The organism is Sphingomonas pseudosanguinis (genome assembly GCF_014196255.1).
Classification (GTDB): Bacteria; Pseudomonadota; Alphaproteobacteria; order Sphingomonadales; family Sphingomonadaceae; genus Sphingomonas; species Sphingomonas pseudosanguinis.
This window is the reverse complement of sequence record NZ_JACIDH010000004.1, coordinates 24,479-44,677: the sequence shown is the minus strand read 5'-3', so window position 1 is coordinate 44,677 and position 20,199 is coordinate 24,479. Positions and strand designations below refer to the sequence as shown.

The window sequence follows — 20,199 nt, the reverse complement described above, 5'->3', positions numbered from 1 at the left end:
GTGCGCACGCGCCTTTGTCGAGCCGCCGCGAACCCGTCACAAACCGGCGCTAGGGAGCCGGGGCTTCTGCAAAAGCACCGAAACGGACCGACATCAGCATCATGCGCGACAGGGACACCGCCCCGCCCGCCCCCGGATTCTGGACGCTGGCCGGCGTCGAGGGATGGGAGCGTTTTGCGATTCACGGCACGAAGTCGCTGCTGACCCTGTTCCTGCTGACCGATCTGCTGGCGCGGCCGGGCCTGCCGGTCGCCGGACTGGCGACGTTGCGCGCCGGTATCGAGGGAGTGACGGGAACGACGACCGATCTCGCCTTCGCGTCGCAGCTTTACGGCCTGTACGGCGCGCTGACCTATCTGGTGCTGCCGCTCGGCGGCTGGATCGCGGATCATGGGCAGCGGCGGCGGCCGGCCATGTATGTCGGCGCCGCGCTGATGGCAGCGGGGATGGTCGCGCTGGCCAGCCGGCAGGGCGCGCTGATCGGCCTTTGCCTGATGATCGGCGGCATCGGTCTGCTCAAGGGCAATCTGGCGGCCGAGGTCGGCACGCTGCGCGGACGATCGGGGAGCGAGCGGCTGTTCGCGGCCTATCTGGCGTTCCTCAATGGCGGCGCGATGCTGGGGCCGCTGCTCGGCGGCTGGCTGACGGCGCGCATGGGGTTCGCCACCGCCTTCGCCGCGATGGCGGGCAGCATGATCGTCGCGATGCTGTTGCTGCGCACCGCGCCGCGCGTCGCACCGGCCGCCTCGCCGGTCGGCGGAGATCGGCGGGTCGACTGGGCGCGCGTGATACCGGCCATCGTGGCGGTGACCCTGTGCTTTTGCGCCTATGAGCAGTTGAGCAACATCGTCCTGGTCTGGGCCAAGGCACGTGTCGCGTTGAGCGTGCACGGCTTCGCCATTCCGCCCAGCTGGCTGATCGCCGCCGACGGGCTGTTCACCATCATCCTGGCGCTCGCCGCCTATCGGCTCTGGCCCCGACTGGCCGCGCGCGGGGCCGAGCCGTCGAGCGGGATCAAGCTGGCGCTGGGCGGGGTGGCGATCATGCTGGCTTACGGGGTCCTCGCGCTGCTGTCGGCGGGGGTGTCTACGGGTTCCGGGCGGATCGGCCTTGGCGGGCCGCTGGCGGCGATCCTGCTGCTCGACATCGGCGTGGTGCTGGCCTGGCCGGCGGCATTGGCGATCGTCACGACCGCCGCCCCGCCCGCCCGGCGGGGGACGATGACCGGGCTATTCTATCTCCACGGCTTCGTCGCGCATCTGGCGGTCGGCCAGCTCGGCACCCTCTATCCGGGGATGAGCCAGCCGGGTTTCTGGATGATCCATGCCGCCTTGGCGCTGGCGGGCGCCGCCGTGGCGCTCCTGATTCCGCGCGGTCAGGCGATGACGACCTCCACCTCGCCCAGCGCCGCCGCATAATCGGGATCGAGCGCCGCATCGGTGACCAGCATGTCGACCCCGTCGAGCGGCGCGACCTGCACCGTGCCATGGCGGTCGAACTTGCTCTGGTCTACCGCGATCAGCGTGCGGCGCGACCGGTCGATCATCATCCGGCACACCGCCGCCTCGCCAACATGATAATCGGCGAAACCATGGTCGAGATTGACCGATTCGACCGACAGGATCGCCAGTGACGGCGTGAAGGCGGCGAGATAGTCGCGCGCGGTCGCGTCGAAACAGGCGCGATATTCGTAATCCAGCTCGCCGCCCGCCAGCAGCACGCGATTCTCGTTGCGCCCGCCCAGCTCGGCCGCGACGCCCACCGCATTGGTGATGACGGTCAGCCGCTGGTGATCGCGCAGCGCGCGGGCGACATAATGGCCGGTGGTGCTGGCATCGATGTAGAGCGTCTGGCCATCGGCGACCAGTTCGGCGACCGCGCCGGCGATCCGCTGCTTGGCCTCGGCATGGCGTTGCAGGCGGGTGGCGAACGACCCTTCGGTCTCCACCTTGGCCAGCCGCACCGCGCCGTGCGCACGCACCACCGCGCCCGACGCCTCCAGCACGCGCAGCTCGCGGCGGATCGTCTCCTCCGACACCGACAGCGCCTCGGCCAGGTCGCCGATGCCGCGGAAATGCCCCTCGGCCAGAAGCGCCACGATCTCGTGCTGGCGGCGCTGACGTTTCATCATGATCTTTGGCTTCCTCTCGTCGGGGGCATGCTAACCGCCCTCACGTTTCGGTCAATCGGGTGGGTTATCCGGTCCGAATCGTCGCCTCCCCCACAAAAAAACGCCGATGGCCACGGGACCATCGGCGTGAAGTTGCGCCCCGATACCTGCGGGGGTCGCAGATACCGGGTCGGGGAGAGGGTAAGATCAGAAGGCGTAGGTCATGTTGAGCATGTAGATGCGGCCCGTCTCGACATAGCCACCCTTGCGGTCGTTCGACAGATACGCCTTACGCTCGCTGGTCGTCGCCCAATAGCTATGTTCGTTGAACAGGTTCTGTATCGAAGCACCGACCGTCAGGCCAGAGGGCATCGTGTAGTTGACGATCAGATTCGAAATGGTCGTCGGCTGGATATAGGTGTCCGGCCGGCTGGAGCGCAGATCATACAGGCGGTCGCCGGTATAATTGTAGTTCCACTCCGCCGCGAACCCGCCATGGCTGTAGAACAGCGCGGCGTTGTACATCACCTCGGGCGCCTGGGTCATGCGCTGTTCGCGCATCTGGCCGTTGACGAAGACGTTCGCCTTGGCCTTTTGCAGCGTGACATTGGCCTGGACGCCCAGACCGCTGAGCAGACCCGGCAGGCCCTTCAGCGTGTAACGGCCGAACAGCTCGACGCCGTAGATCTGGCCGGTCGCATCGGTGGTCAGGCCCGACACCTCGACGCCACCCTGCTGTTCCGGCTGCGGATTGCCCCAGATGTTGTAATCGCCGCCGGCATTGGTGGTGCCGGTCGCGAACAGGACATGGTTCAGCTTCTTGTAGAAGGGGCTGACCGAGAAGAAGTCGGTGCCCTGCCCCTTGATCTCGAGCGAGGTGTCATAGTTCCACGAGGTCTGCGCATCGAGGTTCGGGTTGGGGATGAACACCCCCGTCACCTCACCCAGATCGTTGCGCGTCACCTGCGTCGGCCCGAGCAGCAGGTCGAAGGCCGGCCGCGAATAGCTCTTCCGGATCGAGGCGCGGATGACCATGTCGTCGTTGGGCCGGTAATTGGCGATGACGCTGGGCAGCCACTGGTCATAGTTGCGCGAGCTGTTCACGAACTTGCCGGTGTCATTCCCCTGATCCTGGAAATACATCCCCTTGAACCGGTTATATTCGTAGCGGACGCCCGGCACGACCTGAAGCTGGCCGAATTGCAGCGTCGCCATGACATAGCCGCTCAGCCGGTTCTCGCGACCGTCGAGCCGGTTTTCCTTCAGCTTCACGGGGTCGAGATTGGCGAGCTTGGGCGAGGAGAGCTGGCGGACCTGGTTCTCGATATAATCGGTGTCGATCAGATAGATCGGCACCTGCGCGGCGTTGTTCATGAACCCGCCCAGGAAGCGGCCGGGCAGCGAGGTCAGCGCCGGGCCGGTCGCGGCATAGCGCGGCGAGTTGCTGCCGTCCGCATTGGGGAAGGTATATTGCAGCGCGCCGTCATCGCCCAGCGCGTTGGCGTAGCGCTTGGCATCCTCGACCTTGGCGCCGGCCGCGATCGACACCAGGCCCTGGTCGGCATGATGCCAGGTCGTGTCGAACTGGCCCTCCAGGCGGCGTTCCCAGGTGTTCTCGAACTGCTGGGTGACGTACCACTGCTTCAGCTTCGACGGATCGGCCAGATAGGCGCGCGCCGCGTCGGTCAGCACGACCTGCGGGAAGGTACGGTCGCCGATCGAGGTGACCATGCGGTAAGCGGCCGTGCCGCTGTTGGTCGCGGTGCCGATATAGGGACGGCCGGCAAAGCCCGACTGGATACGCAGCGGATAGTCCTGCGATCCGCGCGAATAGGCGCCGTGATAGTCGAAGGTGAAGTCGCCCGACCGGCTCTGGCCGCCCAGCTTGGTCGTCACCAGCTCTTGCTTGCTGTGCTCGGTGCGGAAATAGTGAGTCGCGGTCAGGCCGTAATCGGCGCGGAAGCCGGCGGCGTCGTACGACCCCTTGTTGGGGTTCGGATTGATCTGATCGGGCGCCAGGCTGGTCTGGCGCAGCGCGGTCTGGTCCATCCAGCTCTTGAGATTGTACCGGCCATAGGTGGAGTGCAGGTACAGGTCGGTGCTTTCACCCTTCCAGTCGAGGTTCAGCGTGCCGCCGACGCGCTCGATCCGGTTGCGGAAGGACTGCCACTGCACGCCGCGCGGAAACAGATTGTCCAGATTGTCGCGGATCATGCCGGGGATGTTGTTGTTATACTTCTCCCAGTCGTGCTGCATCGCGGTCGATTCGCCCAGCACATGCTTCAGGCCGTAATAGGCCGAGGCATAGACGCCGAGATCGCCGACGCGCTGCGCGGTTTCGACCTGCACGGTGCCGCCCCAGGGGTCCTGCCGGCGCGCATCGGCGCGGCCCGCGAGCTGGCCCTGAAGACGGATCTGGGTGCGGTGGTTGGGCAGGTCGAACGCGGTGATCGGCACCATGTCGATAATGCCCGCGATCGCATCGCCATCGAAGCGCGCGGTCGGCGCCTTGTCGACGCGCACCGTCTGCAGCGAGAAGGGCGACAGCAGGTTCATCGAGATGGCGCGGGTGCGCGCATCGGTCTGCGCCAGTCGCACGCCGTCGAGCGAATAGGCGTTGTACGAGGTGTCGAGGCCGCGGATCGAGACATATTGCGCCTCGCCGGTCGCCGCCGCGTTGCGCGACTGGTCGACCGAGGAGCTGATGCCCGGCAGGCGGGTGAGCAGGTCGGCCAGATTCTGCTGCGGCAGGACGCGCAGTTCCTCGCCCGAGACGACGGTGGCCAGCGACTGGCTGCGCAGCTGTTCGTCCTGCGCGTCGACGATCGCCTGGCGGTGGCCCTTGACGACGACTTCCTCGCCGACCTGCGGATCGACCGCCGGATCGGTGGCGGGCACGGGTTCGGCGGGCGCGGCGACGGGCGCGACGGGATCGTTGGCGAACGCCGGGCCGGCGATCAGCAGCGTGGCGGCGGTGCCGCACAACAGGCGCACGACATGCGCCCGCTTGGCAGAAGCGGTCATGATTTCCCCCTGGAACAGTCTTGATTGGCGACGCCCCCGGGCGCCTTCGCCGGTCCCGCTAGAGATGCCCTGTGACAGTCCGATGACTTATTGACCGAATTTTGATGAATCTTGAAAATTACGTTCAGACCGCACTACGCAGCGTCATCATTCGGGCAATGTCACCAAGGTGACGCGGAAAGCGTGCAAGGCGCGCGCATGATCCTATCCCGTCTCGCTCCCCTCGGTGCGCTCGCACTCCTCGCCTGCGCCGCGTCCTCCGCCACCGCCCGGACCACCCCCCGCACGACCGGGCTGACGCTCGACCGTGTCGTCGGGCTGATGCGCCACGGCGTGCGCGCGCCGCTGGATGGCGAGGTGCCCAAGGGCACCCGCACCGCCAAGCCCTGGCCACGCTGGACCACCCCGGAAAGCGAACTGACCCCGCACGGCGCCGAAGCGCTGATGGCCGAGGCGCGCGCCGACCGCGCTCGCTGGATCGCGCAAGGCCTGCTGCCCGCCACCGGCTGCCCGGTCGAGGGCGCGGTGCGAATCGCCACGAACACGTCCTCGCGCACCATCGCCAGCGGCGAGGCCTATGCGCGCGGCCTCGCCCCGCAATGCCCGGTGGCGGTCGCGCATCTGCCCATCGGCCAGGTCGATCCCCGGTTCGAGCCGCTGCGCGCCCGCGCGACCCGGTTCGACGCGGCGGCGGCGGTGGCGGACATCAACCGCTTCACCGGCGGCATGGACGCACTGGTCGCCCGCCACCGGCCGGCGCTGCGCCTGCTCGACAGTGTGCTGGGCTGCGGCGATGCCAAGGGGTGCGACCCCGCCGGCCCGGCGCGGCTGACGCCATCGGCGGACGGGCATGGCATCAACCTGAGCGGTCCGATCCGCACCGCATCGGGCACCGCGCAGGTGTTGCTGCTGCAATATGCCGAGGGGCTGTCGCCCTCGGTCGGCGGCGTGCCCGTCGATGGCGCGATGCTGGCGCGGCTGGGCGGCATCCACGCCGCGCTGTTCGATGTCTATTCGCGCTCGCCCTATATGGCCGCACACCAGTCGGCGGCGTTCGGCCGACACATGCTGGACGCGCTGACCGCGCCGCAGGGGGCCAGGGTCGACATGCTGGTCGGGCATGACACCAATGTCACCGCACTGGCCGCGCTGCTCGGCTTCGATCTGGTCGCGCCGGGCTATGCCACCAACGATGCCGCGCCGGGCGGCGCGATCCTGATCCAGCGCTGGCACGACCGGCAGGGCCGCGCCTTCGTCACGCTTGCCTATCGCACCCAGTCGCCCGAACAGATTCGCGGCCATGCGGCCAATGTCAGCGTGAAGCCCGTCCAGGTGCGCGGTTGTCCGGTCGCTGCGCCCTGCCCACTCGACCGGTTCGTGACGCTGATGCGCGAACGGCTCGCCCCGCTCGCGCGGTGAGGGCCGTGAACGCTTCGCTTACGTTTTTTGCGCTATGGCGGCCAGCATGTCGCCTTCCGACTCGCGTTCCGGATCATCCGCCACGGGCCTGATGCCCGTGGTGCGCGGCTGTCGCCCGCATCTGATCGCGGCGGCGCTGTTCTCGGGGTTGATCAACCTCCTGAACCTCGCGCCGACGATCTTCATGCTGCAGGTCTATGACCGGGTGGTGCCGACGCGCGGGGTGCCAACGCTCCTGTTGCTGACGCTGATCCTGGTCGTCGCGCTGGCGGTCTATGCGATCCTCGACGCGGTGCGCATGCGCCTCCTCCTGCGCGCCAGCATGCGGCTGGAGCGGCGGCTGGCCCCCGCCATCCTGCTGCGCATCCTGGGCTCGCCCAGCGGCACGCCGATGGAGCGCGCGCAGGCGTTGCGCGATTTCGACACGGTGCGCGGCACGCTGACCGGCGCGCCCATCATCGCGCTGTTCGACGCGCCCTGGGCACCGATCTACATTCTGATCGCCTTCCTGCTCCACCCCTGGATCGGTCTGCTGACCTTGGTCAGCGCGCTGCTGCTCGGCGCGATCGCCATCGCCAGCGAGCGGTTTACCGAGCCGACCGTCGCGGCCTTGCGCGGCCGCACCGCGCTGGCGCAGCGCGAGCAGGACAGCTCGATCGTCGCCTCCGACGTGGCGCAGGCGCTGGGGATGCGCGATGCGCTCGTCACCCGCCATTTGCTGGAGCGCGCCGATCTGGCGCGGCGGCAGGCGGGGCTATCGAGCACCTCGGGCCAGTTCCTGGCGGTCACCAAATTCCTGCGCCAGCTGCTGCAATCGCTGGCGCTGGCGCTGGGCGCATGGCTGGCGGTGCGACAGGATATTTCGGGCGGCGCGATCTTCGCCGCCTCGCTGCTGCTGGGCCGGGCGATACAGCCGGTCGAACAGATATTGGGCGCGATCAAGCCGCTGACCGCCGCGCGCAGCGCATGGCGCTCGCTCGACGCGTTTTGCAGCCGCCCCGGCCCCGACCGCGCGACCAGCACGCTGCCCGCCCCCACCGGACGGATCGAGGTGCGTGGGCTGAACGTCGTCGCGCCGGGCAGCGACCGGCCGATCCTGACCGACATAAGCTTCACGGTGCAGCCGGGGGAGGTCGTCGCGCTGGTCGGCCCGAGCGGTGCCGGCAAGTCGACGCTGCTGCGTGTGCTGGCCGGCGCGCAAAGCCCCGACAGCGGCGAGGTGCGGATCGACGGCGCGTCCCTGACCGACTGGAATCGCGAGCAGCTCGGTCGGCATCTGGGCTTCCTGCCGCAGGTGCCGACGCTGTTTCCCGCCACCGTCCACACCAACATCGCCCGCTTCCGCAGCGTCCTCGACGGCGAGAGCGAGACGCTGGACGGCGAGGTGGTCGCCGCCGCGCAGGAAGCAGGCGCGCATGACATCATCCTGGGCCTGCCGAACGGCTATGCCACCATGCTGGAGCGCGGCGAGGCGGGACTGTCCGCCGGTCAGGGCCAGGCGGTCGCGCTGGCGCGCGCGCTGTTCGGGCGGCCGACCCTGCTGTTCCTCGACGAACCCAATGCCCATCTCGACAGTGAGGGCGAGGCGCGGCTGGCGCGCACCATCGAGGGCCTGCGCGCGCGCAAGGCGACGGTGATCGTCTCGACCCACCGTACCGGGCTGCTCCAGATCGTCGACAAGGTGCTGCTGCTGCGCGACGGCAAGGTGCAGTTGTTCGACGATCGCGCCAAGGTCATCCGTCCGCAGGCCGCCGGCCGCCCCGCCGATGGCGGCATCGTCACCGCCGGGGGCACGCGATGACCGACGCCGCCCGCGCCCAGGTCGCCGAAAGGCTGCACCTCGACGATTCGCCCCGCCGCGCGATCCGGATCGGGGCGATCGTCGCCATATTGTTCTTCGTCGTCGGGCTGGGCTGGGCCGCGCTCGCCCGGCTGGACGCCGCCGCCGCCGGCGAGGGCCAGGTGACGGTGTCGGGCAATCGCCGCACCGTGCAGCATCGCGACGGCGGCATCGTCAAGGCGATGCTGGTCCGCGATGGCGAACGTGTCCGCGCCGGTCAGGTCCTGTTCCAGCTGGAGGGGGCCGAGGTCGCCGCCAGCGAACGCGCGCTCGCCGCCAGCGTCATCGACCTGCAAGCCCAGCGCGCGCGGCTGGAGGCCGAGATCGCCGGCCGCGCCATCGTCTGGCCCGCTGAATTCGCCGCCGCCACCGGCGACGATCGCCGGCTGGTCGAACGCGCCAAGGCGCTGCAACTCGCGCAATTGCGCAGCCGCAACGCCGCGCTCGCCGCCAGCGATCAGGTGCTGCGCCAACAGGCGGCCGAGGTCGGCAAACAGACCTCCGGATATAATGCGCAGGCGAGCGCCACCGAGCGCCAGCGCGCCAGCCTGCAACAACAGCTGGAGAGCACCCGCAAGCTCGCCGATGAGGGCTATGTCTCGCGCAACACGGTGCGCGCGATCGAACGCTCGATCCAGCAGCTCGAAGGGGCGGACGCCGACTATACCTCTCGCTCCGCCGCCGCGCGCGAACAGATCGGCCAGACCCGCGCACAGATGGTGCAGACCCGCCGCCAGCAGGTAGAGGGGGCCGCCACCGCACTGCGCGACACCCAGTTCCAGTTGAACGAGATGCTGCCCAAATGGGCCGCCGCGCGCGAGCAGCTGGCGCGCACCGAAATCCGCGCGCCCGTCTCGGGCCAGATCGTGGGCCTGCGTGTTTTCACCGTCGGCGGGGTGATCCAGGCGGGCCAGCCGATCCTCGACATCGTCCCCGATGCCGCGCCGCTGATCGTGCGCGCCAATTTCGCGCCGGGCGATATCGACGGCGTCGTCGCGGGCCGGCCGGCCGAGGTGAAGTTCCTGTCACTGCACGATCGTGGCCTGCCGATCCTGGCCGGCACGGTCCGCTCGGTCTCCGCCGACTCGCTTCGCGACGAAGCCTCGGGGCGCAGCTATTTCACCGCCGAGATCGCGGTGCCACGTGACCAGATCGCCCGCATCGCGGCGGTGCGCGGCGGCGACACCGGCATTCGCGCGGGCGTGCCGGTGGCGGTCACCGTGCCGCTGCGGGCGCGCAGCGCGCTGCAATATCTGCTCGATCCGCTGACCGAGACCTTCGCGCGGTCCTTCCATGAGCGGTAAGCGCTGGGCCCCGCTCGCCGGCCTGCTGCTCGCCGGTCCCGTCGCCGCGCAGACGGTCGAGGCGCCCGACACGCTCGACCGCGCGATCGCCGATGCCTATCGCTCCAACCCCACGCTGGAGGCGGGCCGCGCCCAGCTGCGCGCGCTCGACGAACAGATCGTCCAGGCGGGATCGCCCTATCGCCTGAACGTCGGCGTCAACCTGAATCTGCAATATCGTCAGCAGGATCAGCGCAACCTGCTCGATCAGTTCGCCACGGTGCGCAGCCGGACGATGGGCGCGACGATCACCGCATCGCAGATCCTGCTCAACGGCGGGCGCACCGCCGCGCAGGTCTCCGCCGCCGAGGCGACCGTGCTGGCGGGGCGCGAACGGCTGCGCGAGACCGAGAACGGCATCCTGTTCGGCGTCGTCGATGCCTATGCCTCGGTCCTGCGCGATCAGGCGCTGGTCGCGATCCAGACACGCTCGCTCGACAGCTATGGCCGGCAGGTCGACCAGGCGGTGGCGCGCGAGCGCGGCGGCGACCTGACCCGCACCGACATCGCCCAGGCGCAGGCGCAGCGCGAGATCATCCGTGCGCAGCTGGCACAGGCGCAGGCCAATCTCCAGGCCAGCCGCGCGCGCTTCGCCGCGCTTGTCGGGCGCAATCCGGGCCGGCTCGCCCCGCCGCCGCCCTTGCCCGGTATTCCCGGCTCGCTGGAATCGGCGTTCCAGATCGCCGAAAAGGAAAGCCCGGCGCTGTGGCAGGCGATCCTGGCCGCGCGCGCCGGCGATGCACGGATCGCCGCGCAGCGTGCCGAGCGCGCGCCGATCGTCGCGCTGACCGGCGGCTATGGCTATACCAGCCCCTATTCCTACCAGCTGCGCGACATGGGCAGCCAGGCGACCGGCGGGGTCAGCGTGACCATGCCGCTGATCGCGGGCGGGCTGATCGGATCGCGCATCCGCGCCGCCATCGCCGAGCGCCAGCAACTGGGGTTCGAGGCGGAGGGCACACGGCGCGAGGCGCTGGCCAATGTGCAGGAGGCATGGAACCAGGCGGTCGCCGCCGGCGAGCAGCAGGATTCGGGCCGCGTCGCCACCCAGGCCGCCGAAGCCGCGCTGACCGGCGTCCGGCGCGGCTTCCAGGAGGGCTTCCGCTCCAATTTCGAAGTGCTCGATTCCGAGCAAAGGCTGCTCAACGCGCAAATCGTTGCGACCAATGCGCTCTATTCGGGCTATGTCGCGCAGGCGCGGCTGCTCGCCACGCTCGGCCGCTTGCAGGCGGGCGTGATCGCCGCCGGGGTGCCGATCTATGATCCCTCGGCCAATATCCGCGCGGTGAAGAAAGAGGTGTTCGGCCCGTTCGATCCGCTGCTCGCGCCGATCGACCGGGCCGCGCGTCCCTCGGCCGCCGCCCCCCCCACGCCCGTCCTGGCGACGGCCAGCGCCCCGACGCTGCGCCCCGCGACGACACCGGCCGCATCGGGCACGTTGGGGCAATCCCTGCCCGTCACCCCTGCCCCCGCCCTGCCCGCGCCGTCCTTCGCCGAGCTAAGCGACACGGTGGTCACCGGCGGACGCTGACGCCTCCCTTTCCTCCCCTGTAAGGGGAGGTGGCAGGGCGAAGCCCTGACGGAGGGGTGTCGCCGGTGGCGAGAAAAGGAGTCTTCGCGACCCGGGACACCCCTCCACCATGCTTCGCGTGGTCCCCCTCCCCTTGCCGGGGAGGATTGGGCAGGTTTTATCCCCGCGCCGCCAATTCCCCGTACAGCCGCCGATACGCCCCGATGATCGTCGGATGGTCGTAATCGCGCTTCACCCGCTCGCGCATCGTTTCGCCCATCGTCCGGCGCAGCGCGGGGTCGTCCATGATCCGCCGGATCGCCGCCGCCGTCGCGGCCGGGTTGACCAGCGGGGTGACGATGCCGCCATGGCCGCTGTCAACGCCGCCCCGGCCCTCGATCATCTCACGGCAGCTGCCGACATCGGGCGCGACGACGGGGATGCCGCAGGCGCCGCCCTCCAGAATGACCAGCGGCTGCGCCTCGGACAGGCTGGTCAGGACGAGCAGGTCGATCCGCATCATCCAGTCCTCGATCCGCACCCGCCCCTCGAAGGACAGGGCTTCGCCCAGCCCCAATTCGGCGACCAGCGCGGCGCATTCGGCGGCATAGGCGGGGTCCTCGTCCTCCGGCCCCAGCACGACGAAGCGGATGTCGGGCCGCGCGGCGTGGACGATCGCGGCGGCGCGGATGAAGGTCTTCACATCCTTGATCGGCACCACCCGGCCGAGCAGCGCGACGACCGGGCGGTCGGGGTCGCGCGCGTCGGGCAGATGCGCGAAGCGGCGGACGTCGATGCCATTGGGGATCGCCCGCACCCGATGGGGCGCCGCGCCCAGCCGCCGTTGAACGACATTATTCTCGCCATAGAGCGCGATGACCGGATCGCAGGCGGCGTAACAGGCCTCGGCATAGCTGGTGAACGCGCGCACCCACAGGTCGCGCAGGTCGCGCACGCTGCGCTCCAGCTCCAACCCGGTATCGACCTGATCGCCGATCCAGTCGGCCATCATCACCTCGATCTGGCGTTCGAGCAGATAGATGCCATGTTCGGTGATGAAGGCCGGCCGCCCCGTCCGATAGCGTGCCCGCGCCGCCAGCAGTCCGGCAAAGCCGGTCGAGATGGTGTGATAGACCCGCGCGCCCGGCAGCGGCGCGGTCAGCACGGTCAGCAGCCCGCCGAGCAGCGTGCGCATCGCCCAGAAATAATGGTGGAAGGACGCGCGCGGCAGGATCGCGCGGTAATGCCGCTGCAACCGCGCGAACATCGCCGGATGCGCGAGGATGTCGCCGGGGTCGAGCGGCCGGCGCGCGCTGGCGAGCAGGTCGAGCAACGTCGCCATCGCGTCCGGCCGCCCGGTCGCGACGAACACCATCAGCGCATCGGCGATCGCGGCGGCCAGCCGGTCGGGTATGGCGCGCGGCGCGACGGCGGCGGGCGCCAGCCCGATCTCGGTGACGCCCACGACATTGGCGGGCGGGGTGATGCGGAACGGCAGCGGCGCCGGCCCCGCCTTGATCGCCACGACATGGAAGCGGATGTCGGGCAGATGGGTGATCAGGTCCTGCAGCCAGCCGGAAACCCCGCCGATGACGTAAGGATAGGCCCCCTCGACGATCAGGCAGACATCGGCGTCCTCGCCGACACCGCTCACCGCGCGGCCTCGGTGCGCCACCAGGCGGCATCCGCGTCCTCGGGTACACGCGCCGAGATCCGGTCGATCGCGTCATAATCGCGCCCGTCCCAGGCCATCTCGATCGCCAGCCGCTCCGCCTCGCCCACCAGATCGCCGCGCGCCAGCAGCAGCACGGCCTCCTCGCGCAACGCCGCGCGCTGCATGTCGGACAGCAGGATATTGGCGCGACCATGCTCGGCGAGCAGCCGGCCGAGCGCGGGCACCGCCGCCGCATCGCCCCTGGCGATACGTGCCTCCAGCGCGGCGCGGTGCTCGCCCAGATTATGGACGATCCGTGCCGAGGCGGCGGCGGCGAGCGCGCGGATCGTCTGGTCGGGATCGTTCAGCACCTGCGCGACCAGCGGCGACAGCCCCGGCTCGAACGAGCGCACCACCGTCTCCAGCGCGCGACGACGCTCGGCCACCGGCGCATGGCGCAGGATCGCGACCAGCGAATCGAGCCGTTCCGAGACGGGAAAATAAACCCGCCCGTCGAGCAGCCGCGCCATTTCACGCGCCGCACCGCGCCGGGGATTGGGCGCAGGGCGACCGAAGACGCGCGCATGATGATCCGACGCGGACATCCTTGCCCAGCCGCGCTCGCTCCCGCGGCCGATCATCTGTCCCAGCACCAGCCCGATCGGTCCCGCCACACCCAGGATCGCGGCGGCGAACCCTCCATGCGGATCGGAACGCAGCCACAGGTCATAGGTCAGCGCGCTCAGCAGCGCATGGCCGAACAGCGCCGCCCCCGCCCCCATTCCGAACAGCATCGCCGTGCCGATCCAGGCGAGGTTGAGGATCGCCAGCGCGACATATCTGGCCGTCATGCGATCCGTCCGGCATTCCGCAGCACCCGCAGCGGCGCCTGTCCCTGATCGAGGATCAGCGGGCCGAGCCAATGGCCGATCTCGGCCAGTTCGGCGATACGGTGCGCATTGAACCGGTCGATCGGCAGGTCGTGGAACAGCAGCACGCCGCTCAGGCCGCCTTGCGCGTCGGCCAGCGGCACCGCCGCGACGCCCAGCCCGGCCAGCCATTCGCGATCGCCCCGCCGCGCGACATGGCGGACGCGCATCTCGCCCGACGCGGCCAGCGCCTCGACCATCGCCGGCGGCAGCAGATCGGGCCGGCCCATACTGGCCCCCGTCACCGCCCCGCCGCGCAGCCAGGCACGCGCGCCGTCCGGCCCCAACCGATAACAGGTGAAGTCGTCGCCATGCGCCGCCAGCCCGATCAGTTGCGACAGCGCGCCGCGCCGCGCGGCGGGGTCGGGCGAGGACAAGCGCGACGCGGTGGCGATGATATGGCCGGCGGTGCGGGGATCGGCGGCGATGCGGCGTTGCAGGTCGCGATTGGTGCGCGTCAGCCGCTCATGCGCATCGGTCATCCGCCCGACATCGCGCACCGCCTGCGCACCGCGCCGCAGCGCCTTGGCAAGATGGCGTTTGCGCGCCAGCGTCACCTCGCCCACCGCGACCGCCACCACCGCCCAGAGCAGCGGCGGGATCGACAGATGCAGCAGCCAGTCGAGATAGTCGCGCTCGCTGCCGTCCCGATGCGCGGCGAGCAGCCACAGGCCCGAGGCGATGACCGCCGCCGCGACGCCCGGCCCGGTGCCATAGACCAAGGCCATGACGAGCACCGGAATCCAATAGGGACTGGGCCGCACCCCGGCGAATCCCAGGCCCCCGGTCAGCCATTCGTCGAGCGCGGCCAGCAACGCAAAGGCGATCGCGATTTCCAGCGCGATGCGCGCATGACGCCGCCACCGCTGTGCGGGCTTGCGCTCCGCCACCGTCTCGGGCGTCATCGCGGCGCCCCCAGGCTGCGCGTCACCAGCGCCCGCGCGAACAGCTGCTGCCCCGAAAAGCCCGGCCGGCTGATCGAGGTGATGCCACCCGACGCCTCGACCTTCCAGAACAGACCGATCGGCGTGACCAGCCCCAGGCTGGCATTGGGGCCGTCGCCGCCGAACCGGTCGATCGTCCAGCCGGCCATGCCGGTCAGTTGCACGTCGCCCAGCGCCTCGCCCAGCATCGCCTGCACGGTGTGATTCTCACGGTCCGCCAGCGCGATCAGCGGCAGGCCCGCCGCATCGTCGCGCATGTGCTGCACATATTCCGCCTCGATCCGATAGCTCAGCCCGAACAGCGGGTAACGGCGGCGGATCAGGTAATCGAGGCCGCCCGCCAGCGTCACGCTGTCGCTCGCGCCGCGTGCCCCCGCCAGGCCATAGCGATTGACGCCCAGATCGCCCTGCACGACCACGCCCGACCCCAGGCGATAGGTCCCGCCCAGCGCCGCGCGCGACAGATAGCCGCCGGCCAGCACCTGCGCCGGGGTCGCATAATCGGGCATGTGCCGGGTCAGCGCGACGCGCAACTGTGCTTCGCTCGGGCCATAGGTCATCTTCACCCCGCCGCCGGTCACCCCGTCGTCGAGCGCGGCGGCGGCCAGCAGTTGCAACCGCGCGGCATCGCTGAGCGCCACCGCCAGCCCGGCATCGACGATCGTCGCGGTCTCGCTCCGGCGGCGCGCGCCCGTCTCGACCCGGCTGACCAGCTGGCGGACGGCCAGGCCGGCACCGATCCGGTCGTCGAGCGGCAGATCGGCGCGGGCACTCACCTCGATCTGCGCCAGATCGCCGCCTTCGCGCGCGACCAGTCCGACGCTCGCGGTGCCGCCCGCCGCCGCCATCGCGCGGCGTGCCGGGGCATCGGTCGCCCCCGCCGCGCGATAGCCCCGCGCCGCGCCCGCGACATCGCCGTCGATGGCGGCGGCATCGGCGAGCAGCCGCGCGGCACGCTGGTCCTGCGGATCGCGCGCGAGCAATGCGGCGGCTTCGCGTCGCCCCCGGCCGGGATAGCCGGCGGCCAGGTCGGCCTCGATCCGGGCATGGTCCAGTTCGTTGCCGGCGCGCGTGGCGGCGGGCGCGAGTGCCTCTGCCAAGGGGCGAAAGGCGGCGATCAGCGCGTTGCCGACGATCCGCGCGTCCATCGCCCATCCCGCCGCCGGGCGCAGCACCAGGCTGACATCGTTCCAGCGCAGATCGCCGATCGCCGCGCCCGCCTGCGACTGGAACAGCGCCACCGCCTCGTCACCCGGCGGGCGATCGGCATGGACGATCACCTCGCCCCCCGCCCGCTCCAGCGTCAGCACCGTGCCGGCGGGCCAGATCAGCCGCGGGTCGCCCGGCGCGACGATGCGGTGGTCGACCAGCACCGTGTCGGGCACGGTCAGTTGCGGCAGGACCACGCCGTCCGATGGGGGCAAGGCGAGGACGATCATGGCCTCAGCACCGCCCGCGCCCGCCCCGGCTGACCGGCCGCGATCAGCAGCCGCGCGTGCAGCGCCGCCAGTTCGGCGTCGCGCGGCGCATCGCGACGCATCGCCGTGACCAGCGCCAGCGCCTCGTCCCGTCGCCCGAGCCGGTCGAGCAGTTCCACCCGCGTCCGCCCGGTACGCGGCGCCTGGAGCAGCGCCCGCTCCAGCCAGGGCCGCGCCGCCGCCGGGCCGCCCAGCCGCGCCTGCGCATCCGCCATCAGCCGCAGGGCGGGCAGGTCGCCGGGCGCCTCGGCCAGATAATCGCGTAACTGGTCGCGCGTCGCCGCCGTATCGCCCGCATTCCACGCCGCCCAGGCGAGGTCCAGCCGGTCACGCGGTCCGGCAATCCCCGCCGCGATCCGCCGCTCGGCCAGGCTGCGCGCCTGCGCCGGATCGAGCCCGTCGGCCAGCCCTGAGACGCGGCGCAAGGTCACCGGCTCCAGCGACCGCCCATCGAGCAATGTCGCCATCGCTTGTCGCGCGGCGCTACGGTCCCCCGCCGCCTGCGCCAGTTGCAGACGCAGGATCGCGACATCCGTGCGCGCGGCGAGCGGATGCCGCTGGACAAAGGCCAGCGCCGTGGCCGGCGTATCACGCTCGGCATAGGCGGCCAGCCAGCGCGCTTGCTCGCTCGCATCCCCCGCCAGCGCGCGGACACGCAGCCAGTCACGATCGGCGGGCGCGGGGCGTGGGCCCATCAGATAGAGCAGCCGCTGCCCCACCGCCGAGCCGGGCGACTGGTCGGTCGCCGCCCGTCGCAGCAGCGCGATCGCATCGGCGCGGGCGTCGAGCGCCAGCAGACGTTCGGCCAGTACCGGCAGGTCGGCCCCCGGCCGCGCCGCCTGCGCCCCTATCGCCGCGCGCAGCCCCGCCCGGTCGCCGGTCCGCGTCATCCAAGCGGTGCGTGCCGCGTCCCGCTCTCCGGCGGGTAGGGCATCGATGGCACGCGACACCGCCGCCTGGTCGCCCGTCCGCGTCGCGACCCGCAGCGCCAGCCAGGGATCGCTCGCGCGCCAGTCGGCACCCCCCGCCCGGCCGAGCCGTGCGATCCAGTCGAGCCGCCCGCACGCCTCGGCCCGCTGTGCCAGATCGTGCGCCAGTTTCGCGTCCGGCGGCGGGATCGCCCCCGATGCCGCCGCCGTGATGATCAAATCGGGGCGATCCAGCGCATAGCCCGCCGCCACGATCGCCGCCGCCGGCACACCGCCGGGACGCGTGGCGGCGGTGGCGAGCAACGCTTGCGCCTCCTTGTCGCGGCCCAATTTGCGCAGCAGTTCGATACGCAACGGCCACGTCGCGGGCGTCGCGCCATCGGGCCGCGCCGCCAGATAGTCGAGCGCCACCGCCGGACGCCCCGCCGCCGCCAAATCATAGGCGACCTGCGCGGTCGTGACCGCCACGCCCCGGTCGATCAGCGCCTGGGTCAGCCTGACCAGCTCGGCCGCATCGGCGCTGCGGACCGCGGGGGCGAGTTCGGGCGGGGCCGGCGTGGCGGGCGCTACGGCGATGACGGGTGTCGCTGCCGGCAGCGCGGACGGAGCGGGCGGCGCGGCGCGGCGCGCGGCCTGCTCCACCTCGCGCGGTCCGGGCATCAGGGCAAGACCCAGCCCCAGGATCGCGAGACCCGCCGCGATCGGCAATCCGATTGCCATCCAGCGCTGCGACGGATAGCGCCTCATCCCGCCGGCTCCGCGATCAGATGGTCGAGCGCCAGCGTCGCGACATAGGGATCGAACCCCGCCGCGCGTTCGCGGGCATAGAGCGTCGCCACCGTCCGCCGATCGGCGGGGTCCCAATAGTCGAGCGTGGTCAGACGCAGCGCAGGGTTACGCGTCTTGGCCCCGCGCAGCCGCTCGGCCTGCCACCCCCAGTCGCTGTCCGACAGCATCTCGTACCGCTTGGCCGCGAAGCTCCAGCGCGACGCCATCGATTCACCGAGCAGATAGTCGATGCGCGGCGCCACCTCGGGCAATGCGGCATAGCCCCGGTTGAGCATCAGCAGGATATTCGGGAAGCGCGCGCGCAGCGCCGCGACCAGCGCCGCGCCGGCCGCGACCATGCCCTTATGCCCGACCGGATCGGCGTGCTCCATCGCCTCGGCATTGTCGAGCGTGTCGAGGAACAGCCCGTCATAGGCCATCGCCAGGATCTCGGGCACCACCCGGTCGAGCAGGGTCGCGCGCCAGGCGGGATGGCGCAGGTCGACATGCCGCGCATCGGGCCAGTGCGGATTGGGCGCGAGCAGCGCGCCGTCGCGTACCAGCGTCGCGAAATAGGGGCGGCTCTTCTCCACCTCGCCCAGGCTGACATAGCCGAGCAGCTTGCTGCCCGGGCCGCGCAGAGGCGCGATCGGACGGGCGTGATGCGGCTCCAGCACCAGCAGGTCGAACCGGCGCGCCAGCACCGGATCGGTCGCCGCGCCATAATCGACGCCCCAGCGCCAGCGGCGGTCGGCGGCATCCCCGCCATCGCGCTGGAACAGCGCCGTGCCCAGCGCGCCGGCACCCATCGCCAGCAGGGTCCGTCTTCCCATCATGCCCAACGTCCCTCGCGCCCCACCACGGCCGGGTTGTTGCCCACGAAGAGCAGATAGACCAGCCGGACGGTCGATTCCGCGACCATCGCGATACCCACCGAGGCCCCGACCACCGCGCCCGCCATATAGCCCCAGCCAAAGGCCGCGAAGCCGGCATCCCATTGCAGCCAGGTAGCCAGCGCGCTCGTCAGCGCGAAACTCACCCAGATCAGCACCACGCGCGCGAAGAGGTCGTAATAGGACAGGACGACGGTCGCCCCGATCGCGACGAGGTGAAAGACCGCGCCCGCCGATGTATGCCGAAAGGCGAAGATGCCGCGCGGGTCCGCGCCGATCAGTTCGAACAGCGGCACCGCCAGCACCCAGGCGAGTGCGGCGACCAGCGCCTGGATCAGCACCAGCAGGCGCAGGCCGTCGAACAGCGTCTCGATCAGCTCGGCACGCGCCTCCTCGATCCGGGCCAGCGTCGAGGTGCCGGTGCACCGCGCCATCAGGTCGCCAAAGGCGCGGTCGAACCGCGTCTCGCCGACGATCAGCACCAGCGTCAGCCCCGGCACGATGGTCAACAGCCCCAGGAAACTGCCCGCATCGTTGATCGGATTGAGCCGCAAACGCCCCAGCGTCGCGATGCTGTCGGGGCCGGCCCAGAGCAGCCATTTGTCGACCCAGATCGCCACCGCCCCCGCCAGTCCGGCCATGCCCACGATCAAAGCCAGCCGCCAGCCGATCAGGTCGCGCCCCGGCAGGATCGGCGGCGCGGTGAATTGCCGCCGCAATATGAAAAGGACGGCCGCCAGCGTCAGCCCGGCACCGCCGGTGACGCTCGCCAACACCCAGGTCCCGCCGGGATGCCCGGCAAGGGTGAGGCAAATGCCAGCGCCACCGACGCCCAGCAGATAGGCGAGCGGCACCGCGCGATACTGGCGCAGCGCGGTCAGCAGGGGCGAGGCGATCCAGATCTGGGTCAGCCAGGCAAGCAGCACGCTGGCCCAGGCGGCGCGCACCAGCGGCAGTTGTGCCCACACGCCGAACACCAGCGCGCCCAGCGCCAGCGCCAGCGCCCCGCCGCCGGCGAGCGCGACCAGCAAGATACCCGGAACCCCGCCGACATCGCGCGCGAACAGCCGGTCGGCCATCAGCCGCGTCGCCAGGATCGCGATCGGTCCCGCCGCCAGTGCCGACAGGCTGAAGGCATAGATCAGCACGCTGTGCACCATCAGGGCGTCACCCGCCGCCATGGCGCCGGGCGTCCAGCGCTCGAACGCCGCCATGGCCAGTGCGGTGACCAGCCACGGCCCGGCGCTGATGACCGCGCCGTGCAGCGCGGCGCCGGCGATCCCGCCGACTCCGCCCTCACGCGCCATCCTGGCCAGTTGAAAGCCGATTCCCGCCATGACGGCGGTCTTAGCCCCTAT

Annotated in this window: 14 protein-coding genes; 5 read left to right on the top strand and 9 right to left on the bottom strand. The window is 70.8% G+C overall.

From position 1 onward, the window contains the following. Window positions 1–101 precede the first annotated feature (101 nt). Complete coding sequence (locus GGR48_RS07130; RefSeq protein WP_183951216.1) at window positions 102–1,418, top strand: POT-type proton-dependent oligopeptide transporter; 1,317 nt, start codon at window positions 102–104, stop codon at window positions 1,416–1,418. Here GGR48_RS07130 and GGR48_RS07125 read toward each other — a convergent pair. Together GGR48_RS07125 and GGR48_RS07120 are read right to left on the bottom strand one after the other, a co-directional pair. Then, window positions 1,376–2,131 carry a DeoR/GlpR family DNA-binding transcription regulator gene (locus tag GGR48_RS07125; protein WP_183951214.1) on the bottom strand — a complete coding sequence of 252 codons (756 nt, stop codon included), beginning with the start codon at window positions 2,129–2,131 and terminating at the stop codon, window positions 1,376–1,378. The genes GGR48_RS07130 and GGR48_RS07125 overlap by 43 nt on opposite strands. Before the next feature lie 186 nt (window positions 2,132–2,317). Continuing rightward, the gene (locus GGR48_RS07120) at window positions 2,318–5,134 is read right to left on the bottom strand and encodes a TonB-dependent receptor (RefSeq protein WP_183951212.1); all 2,817 of its coding nucleotides are present in this window, start codon (window positions 5,132–5,134) and stop codon (window positions 2,318–2,320) included. A 198-nt stretch (window positions 5,135–5,332) separates the two neighbouring features. On the opposite strand from GGR48_RS07120, the gene GGR48_RS07115 reads away from it, so the two are divergent. From GGR48_RS07115 to GGR48_RS07100, 4 genes are read left to right on the top strand one after another with little or no spacing between them, the layout of a single operon-like run. Next, a complete protein-coding gene (locus tag GGR48_RS07115; RefSeq protein WP_183951210.1) occupies window positions 5,333–6,553 on the top strand; it encodes a histidine-type phosphatase in 1,221 nt (406 codons plus the stop codon). 34 nt (window positions 6,554–6,587) lie between these two features. After that, window positions 6,588–8,354 carry a type I secretion system permease/ATPase gene (locus tag GGR48_RS07110; RefSeq protein WP_425326504.1) on the top strand — a complete coding sequence of 589 codons (1,767 nt, stop codon included), beginning with the start codon at window positions 6,588–6,590 and terminating at the stop codon, window positions 8,352–8,354. Next, window positions 8,351–9,697, top strand: coding sequence for an HlyD family type I secretion periplasmic adaptor subunit (locus GGR48_RS07105; protein WP_183951206.1), 1,347 nt, complete (start codon window positions 8,351–8,353; stop codon window positions 9,695–9,697). Before GGR48_RS07110 ends, GGR48_RS07105 begins: the two co-directional genes overlap by 4 nt. Continuing rightward, window positions 9,687–11,267, top strand: a complete 1,581-nt coding sequence (locus GGR48_RS07100; RefSeq protein ID WP_183951205.1) for a TolC family outer membrane protein — start codon at window positions 9,687–9,689, stop codon at window positions 11,265–11,267. Before GGR48_RS07105 ends, GGR48_RS07100 begins: the two co-directional genes overlap by 11 nt. A 157-nt stretch (window positions 11,268–11,424) precedes the next feature. Here GGR48_RS07100 and pelF read toward each other — a convergent pair whose 3' ends face one another. Genes pelF through pelG form a run of 7 tightly spaced genes read right to left on the bottom strand, consistent with a single transcriptional unit; the run spans window position 11,425 to window position 20,178 of the window. Further along, on the bottom strand, window positions 11,425–12,921 hold the full coding sequence (gene pelF / locus GGR48_RS07095) for a GT4 family glycosyltransferase PelF (RefSeq protein WP_338110520.1): 1,497 nt from the start codon (window positions 12,919–12,921) through the stop codon (window positions 11,425–11,427). Beyond that, entirely contained in the window at window positions 12,897–13,751 is an 855-nt protein-coding gene (locus GGR48_RS07090; protein ID WP_183951203.1) for a hypothetical protein, read from the bottom strand. Before GGR48_RS07090 ends, pelF begins: the two co-directional genes overlap by 25 nt. Continuing rightward, a complete protein-coding gene (locus tag GGR48_RS07085) occupies window positions 13,748–14,734 on the bottom strand; it encodes a hypothetical protein (protein ID WP_183951201.1) in 987 nt (328 codons plus the stop codon). The genes GGR48_RS07090 and GGR48_RS07085 overlap by 4 nt, the downstream gene beginning before the upstream one ends. Next, window positions 14,731–16,212 (bottom strand): hypothetical protein, encoded by a 1,482-nt coding sequence (locus GGR48_RS07080; protein WP_183951200.1) that lies wholly within the window; start codon window positions 16,210–16,212, stop codon window positions 14,731–14,733. The genes GGR48_RS07085 and GGR48_RS07080 overlap by 4 nt, the downstream gene beginning before the upstream one ends. Beyond that, the gene (locus GGR48_RS07075; RefSeq protein ID WP_206362513.1) at window positions 16,209–17,927 is read right to left on the bottom strand and encodes a tetratricopeptide repeat protein; all 1,719 of its coding nucleotides are present in this window, start codon (window positions 17,925–17,927) and stop codon (window positions 16,209–16,211) included. The genes GGR48_RS07080 and GGR48_RS07075 overlap by 4 nt, the downstream gene beginning before the upstream one ends. Further along, complete coding sequence (locus GGR48_RS07070; protein ID WP_183951197.1) at window positions 17,924–18,784, bottom strand: glycoside hydrolase family 191 protein; 861 nt, start codon at window positions 18,782–18,784, stop codon at window positions 17,924–17,926. The genes GGR48_RS07075 and GGR48_RS07070 overlap by 4 nt, the downstream gene beginning before the upstream one ends. Beyond that, complete coding sequence (pelG, locus tag GGR48_RS07065; protein ID WP_183951196.1) at window positions 18,781–20,178, bottom strand: exopolysaccharide Pel transporter PelG; 1,398 nt, start codon at window positions 20,176–20,178, stop codon at window positions 18,781–18,783. The genes GGR48_RS07070 and pelG overlap by 4 nt, the downstream gene beginning before the upstream one ends. Window positions 20,179–20,199 lie beyond the last annotated feature (21 nt).

What these genes read in the sequence shown, in the direction of transcription:
- GGR48_RS07070 (WP_183951197.1), bottom strand. Translation starts at nt 18,784, where the DNA reads ATGATGGGAAGACGGACCCTGCTGGCGATGGGTGCCGGCGCGCTGGGC.
- GGR48_RS07100 (WP_183951205.1), top strand. Translation starts at nt 9,687, where the DNA reads ATGAGCGGTAAGCGCTGGGCCCCGCTCGCCGGCCTGCTGCTCGCCGGT.
- GGR48_RS07125 (WP_183951214.1), bottom strand. Translation starts at nt 2,131, where the DNA reads ATGATGAAACGTCAGCGCCGCCAGCACGAGATCGTGGCGCTTCTGGCC.
- GGR48_RS07080 (WP_183951200.1), bottom strand. Translation starts at nt 16,212, where the DNA reads ATGATCGTCCTCGCCTTGCCCCCATCGGACGGCGTGGTCCTGCCGCAA.
- GGR48_RS07085 (WP_183951201.1), bottom strand. Translation starts at nt 14,734, where the DNA reads ATGACGCCCGAGACGGTGGCGGAGCGCAAGCCCGCACAGCGGTGGCGG.
- pelG (WP_183951196.1), bottom strand. Translation starts at nt 20,178, where the DNA reads ATGGCGGGAATCGGCTTTCAACTGGCCAGGATGGCGCGTGAGGGCGGA.
- GGR48_RS07090 (WP_183951203.1), bottom strand. Translation starts at nt 13,751, where the DNA reads ATGACGGCCAGATATGTCGCGCTGGCGATCCTCAACCTCGCCTGGATC.
- GGR48_RS07115 (WP_183951210.1), top strand. Translation starts at nt 5,333, where the DNA reads ATGATCCTATCCCGTCTCGCTCCCCTCGGTGCGCTCGCACTCCTCGCC.
- GGR48_RS07075 (WP_206362513.1), bottom strand. Translation starts at nt 17,927, where the DNA reads ATGAGGCGCTATCCGTCGCAGCGCTGGATGGCAATCGGATTGCCGATC.
- GGR48_RS07110 (WP_425326504.1), top strand. Translation starts at nt 6,588, where the DNA reads ATGGCGGCCAGCATGTCGCCTTCCGACTCGCGTTCCGGATCATCCGCC.
- GGR48_RS07105 (WP_183951206.1), top strand. Translation starts at nt 8,351, where the DNA reads ATGACCGACGCCGCCCGCGCCCAGGTCGCCGAAAGGCTGCACCTCGAC.
- GGR48_RS07120 (WP_183951212.1), bottom strand. Translation starts at nt 5,134, where the DNA reads ATGACCGCTTCTGCCAAGCGGGCGCATGTCGTGCGCCTGTTGTGCGGC.
- GGR48_RS07130 (WP_183951216.1), top strand. Translation starts at nt 102, where the DNA reads ATGCGCGACAGGGACACCGCCCCGCCCGCCCCCGGATTCTGGACGCTG.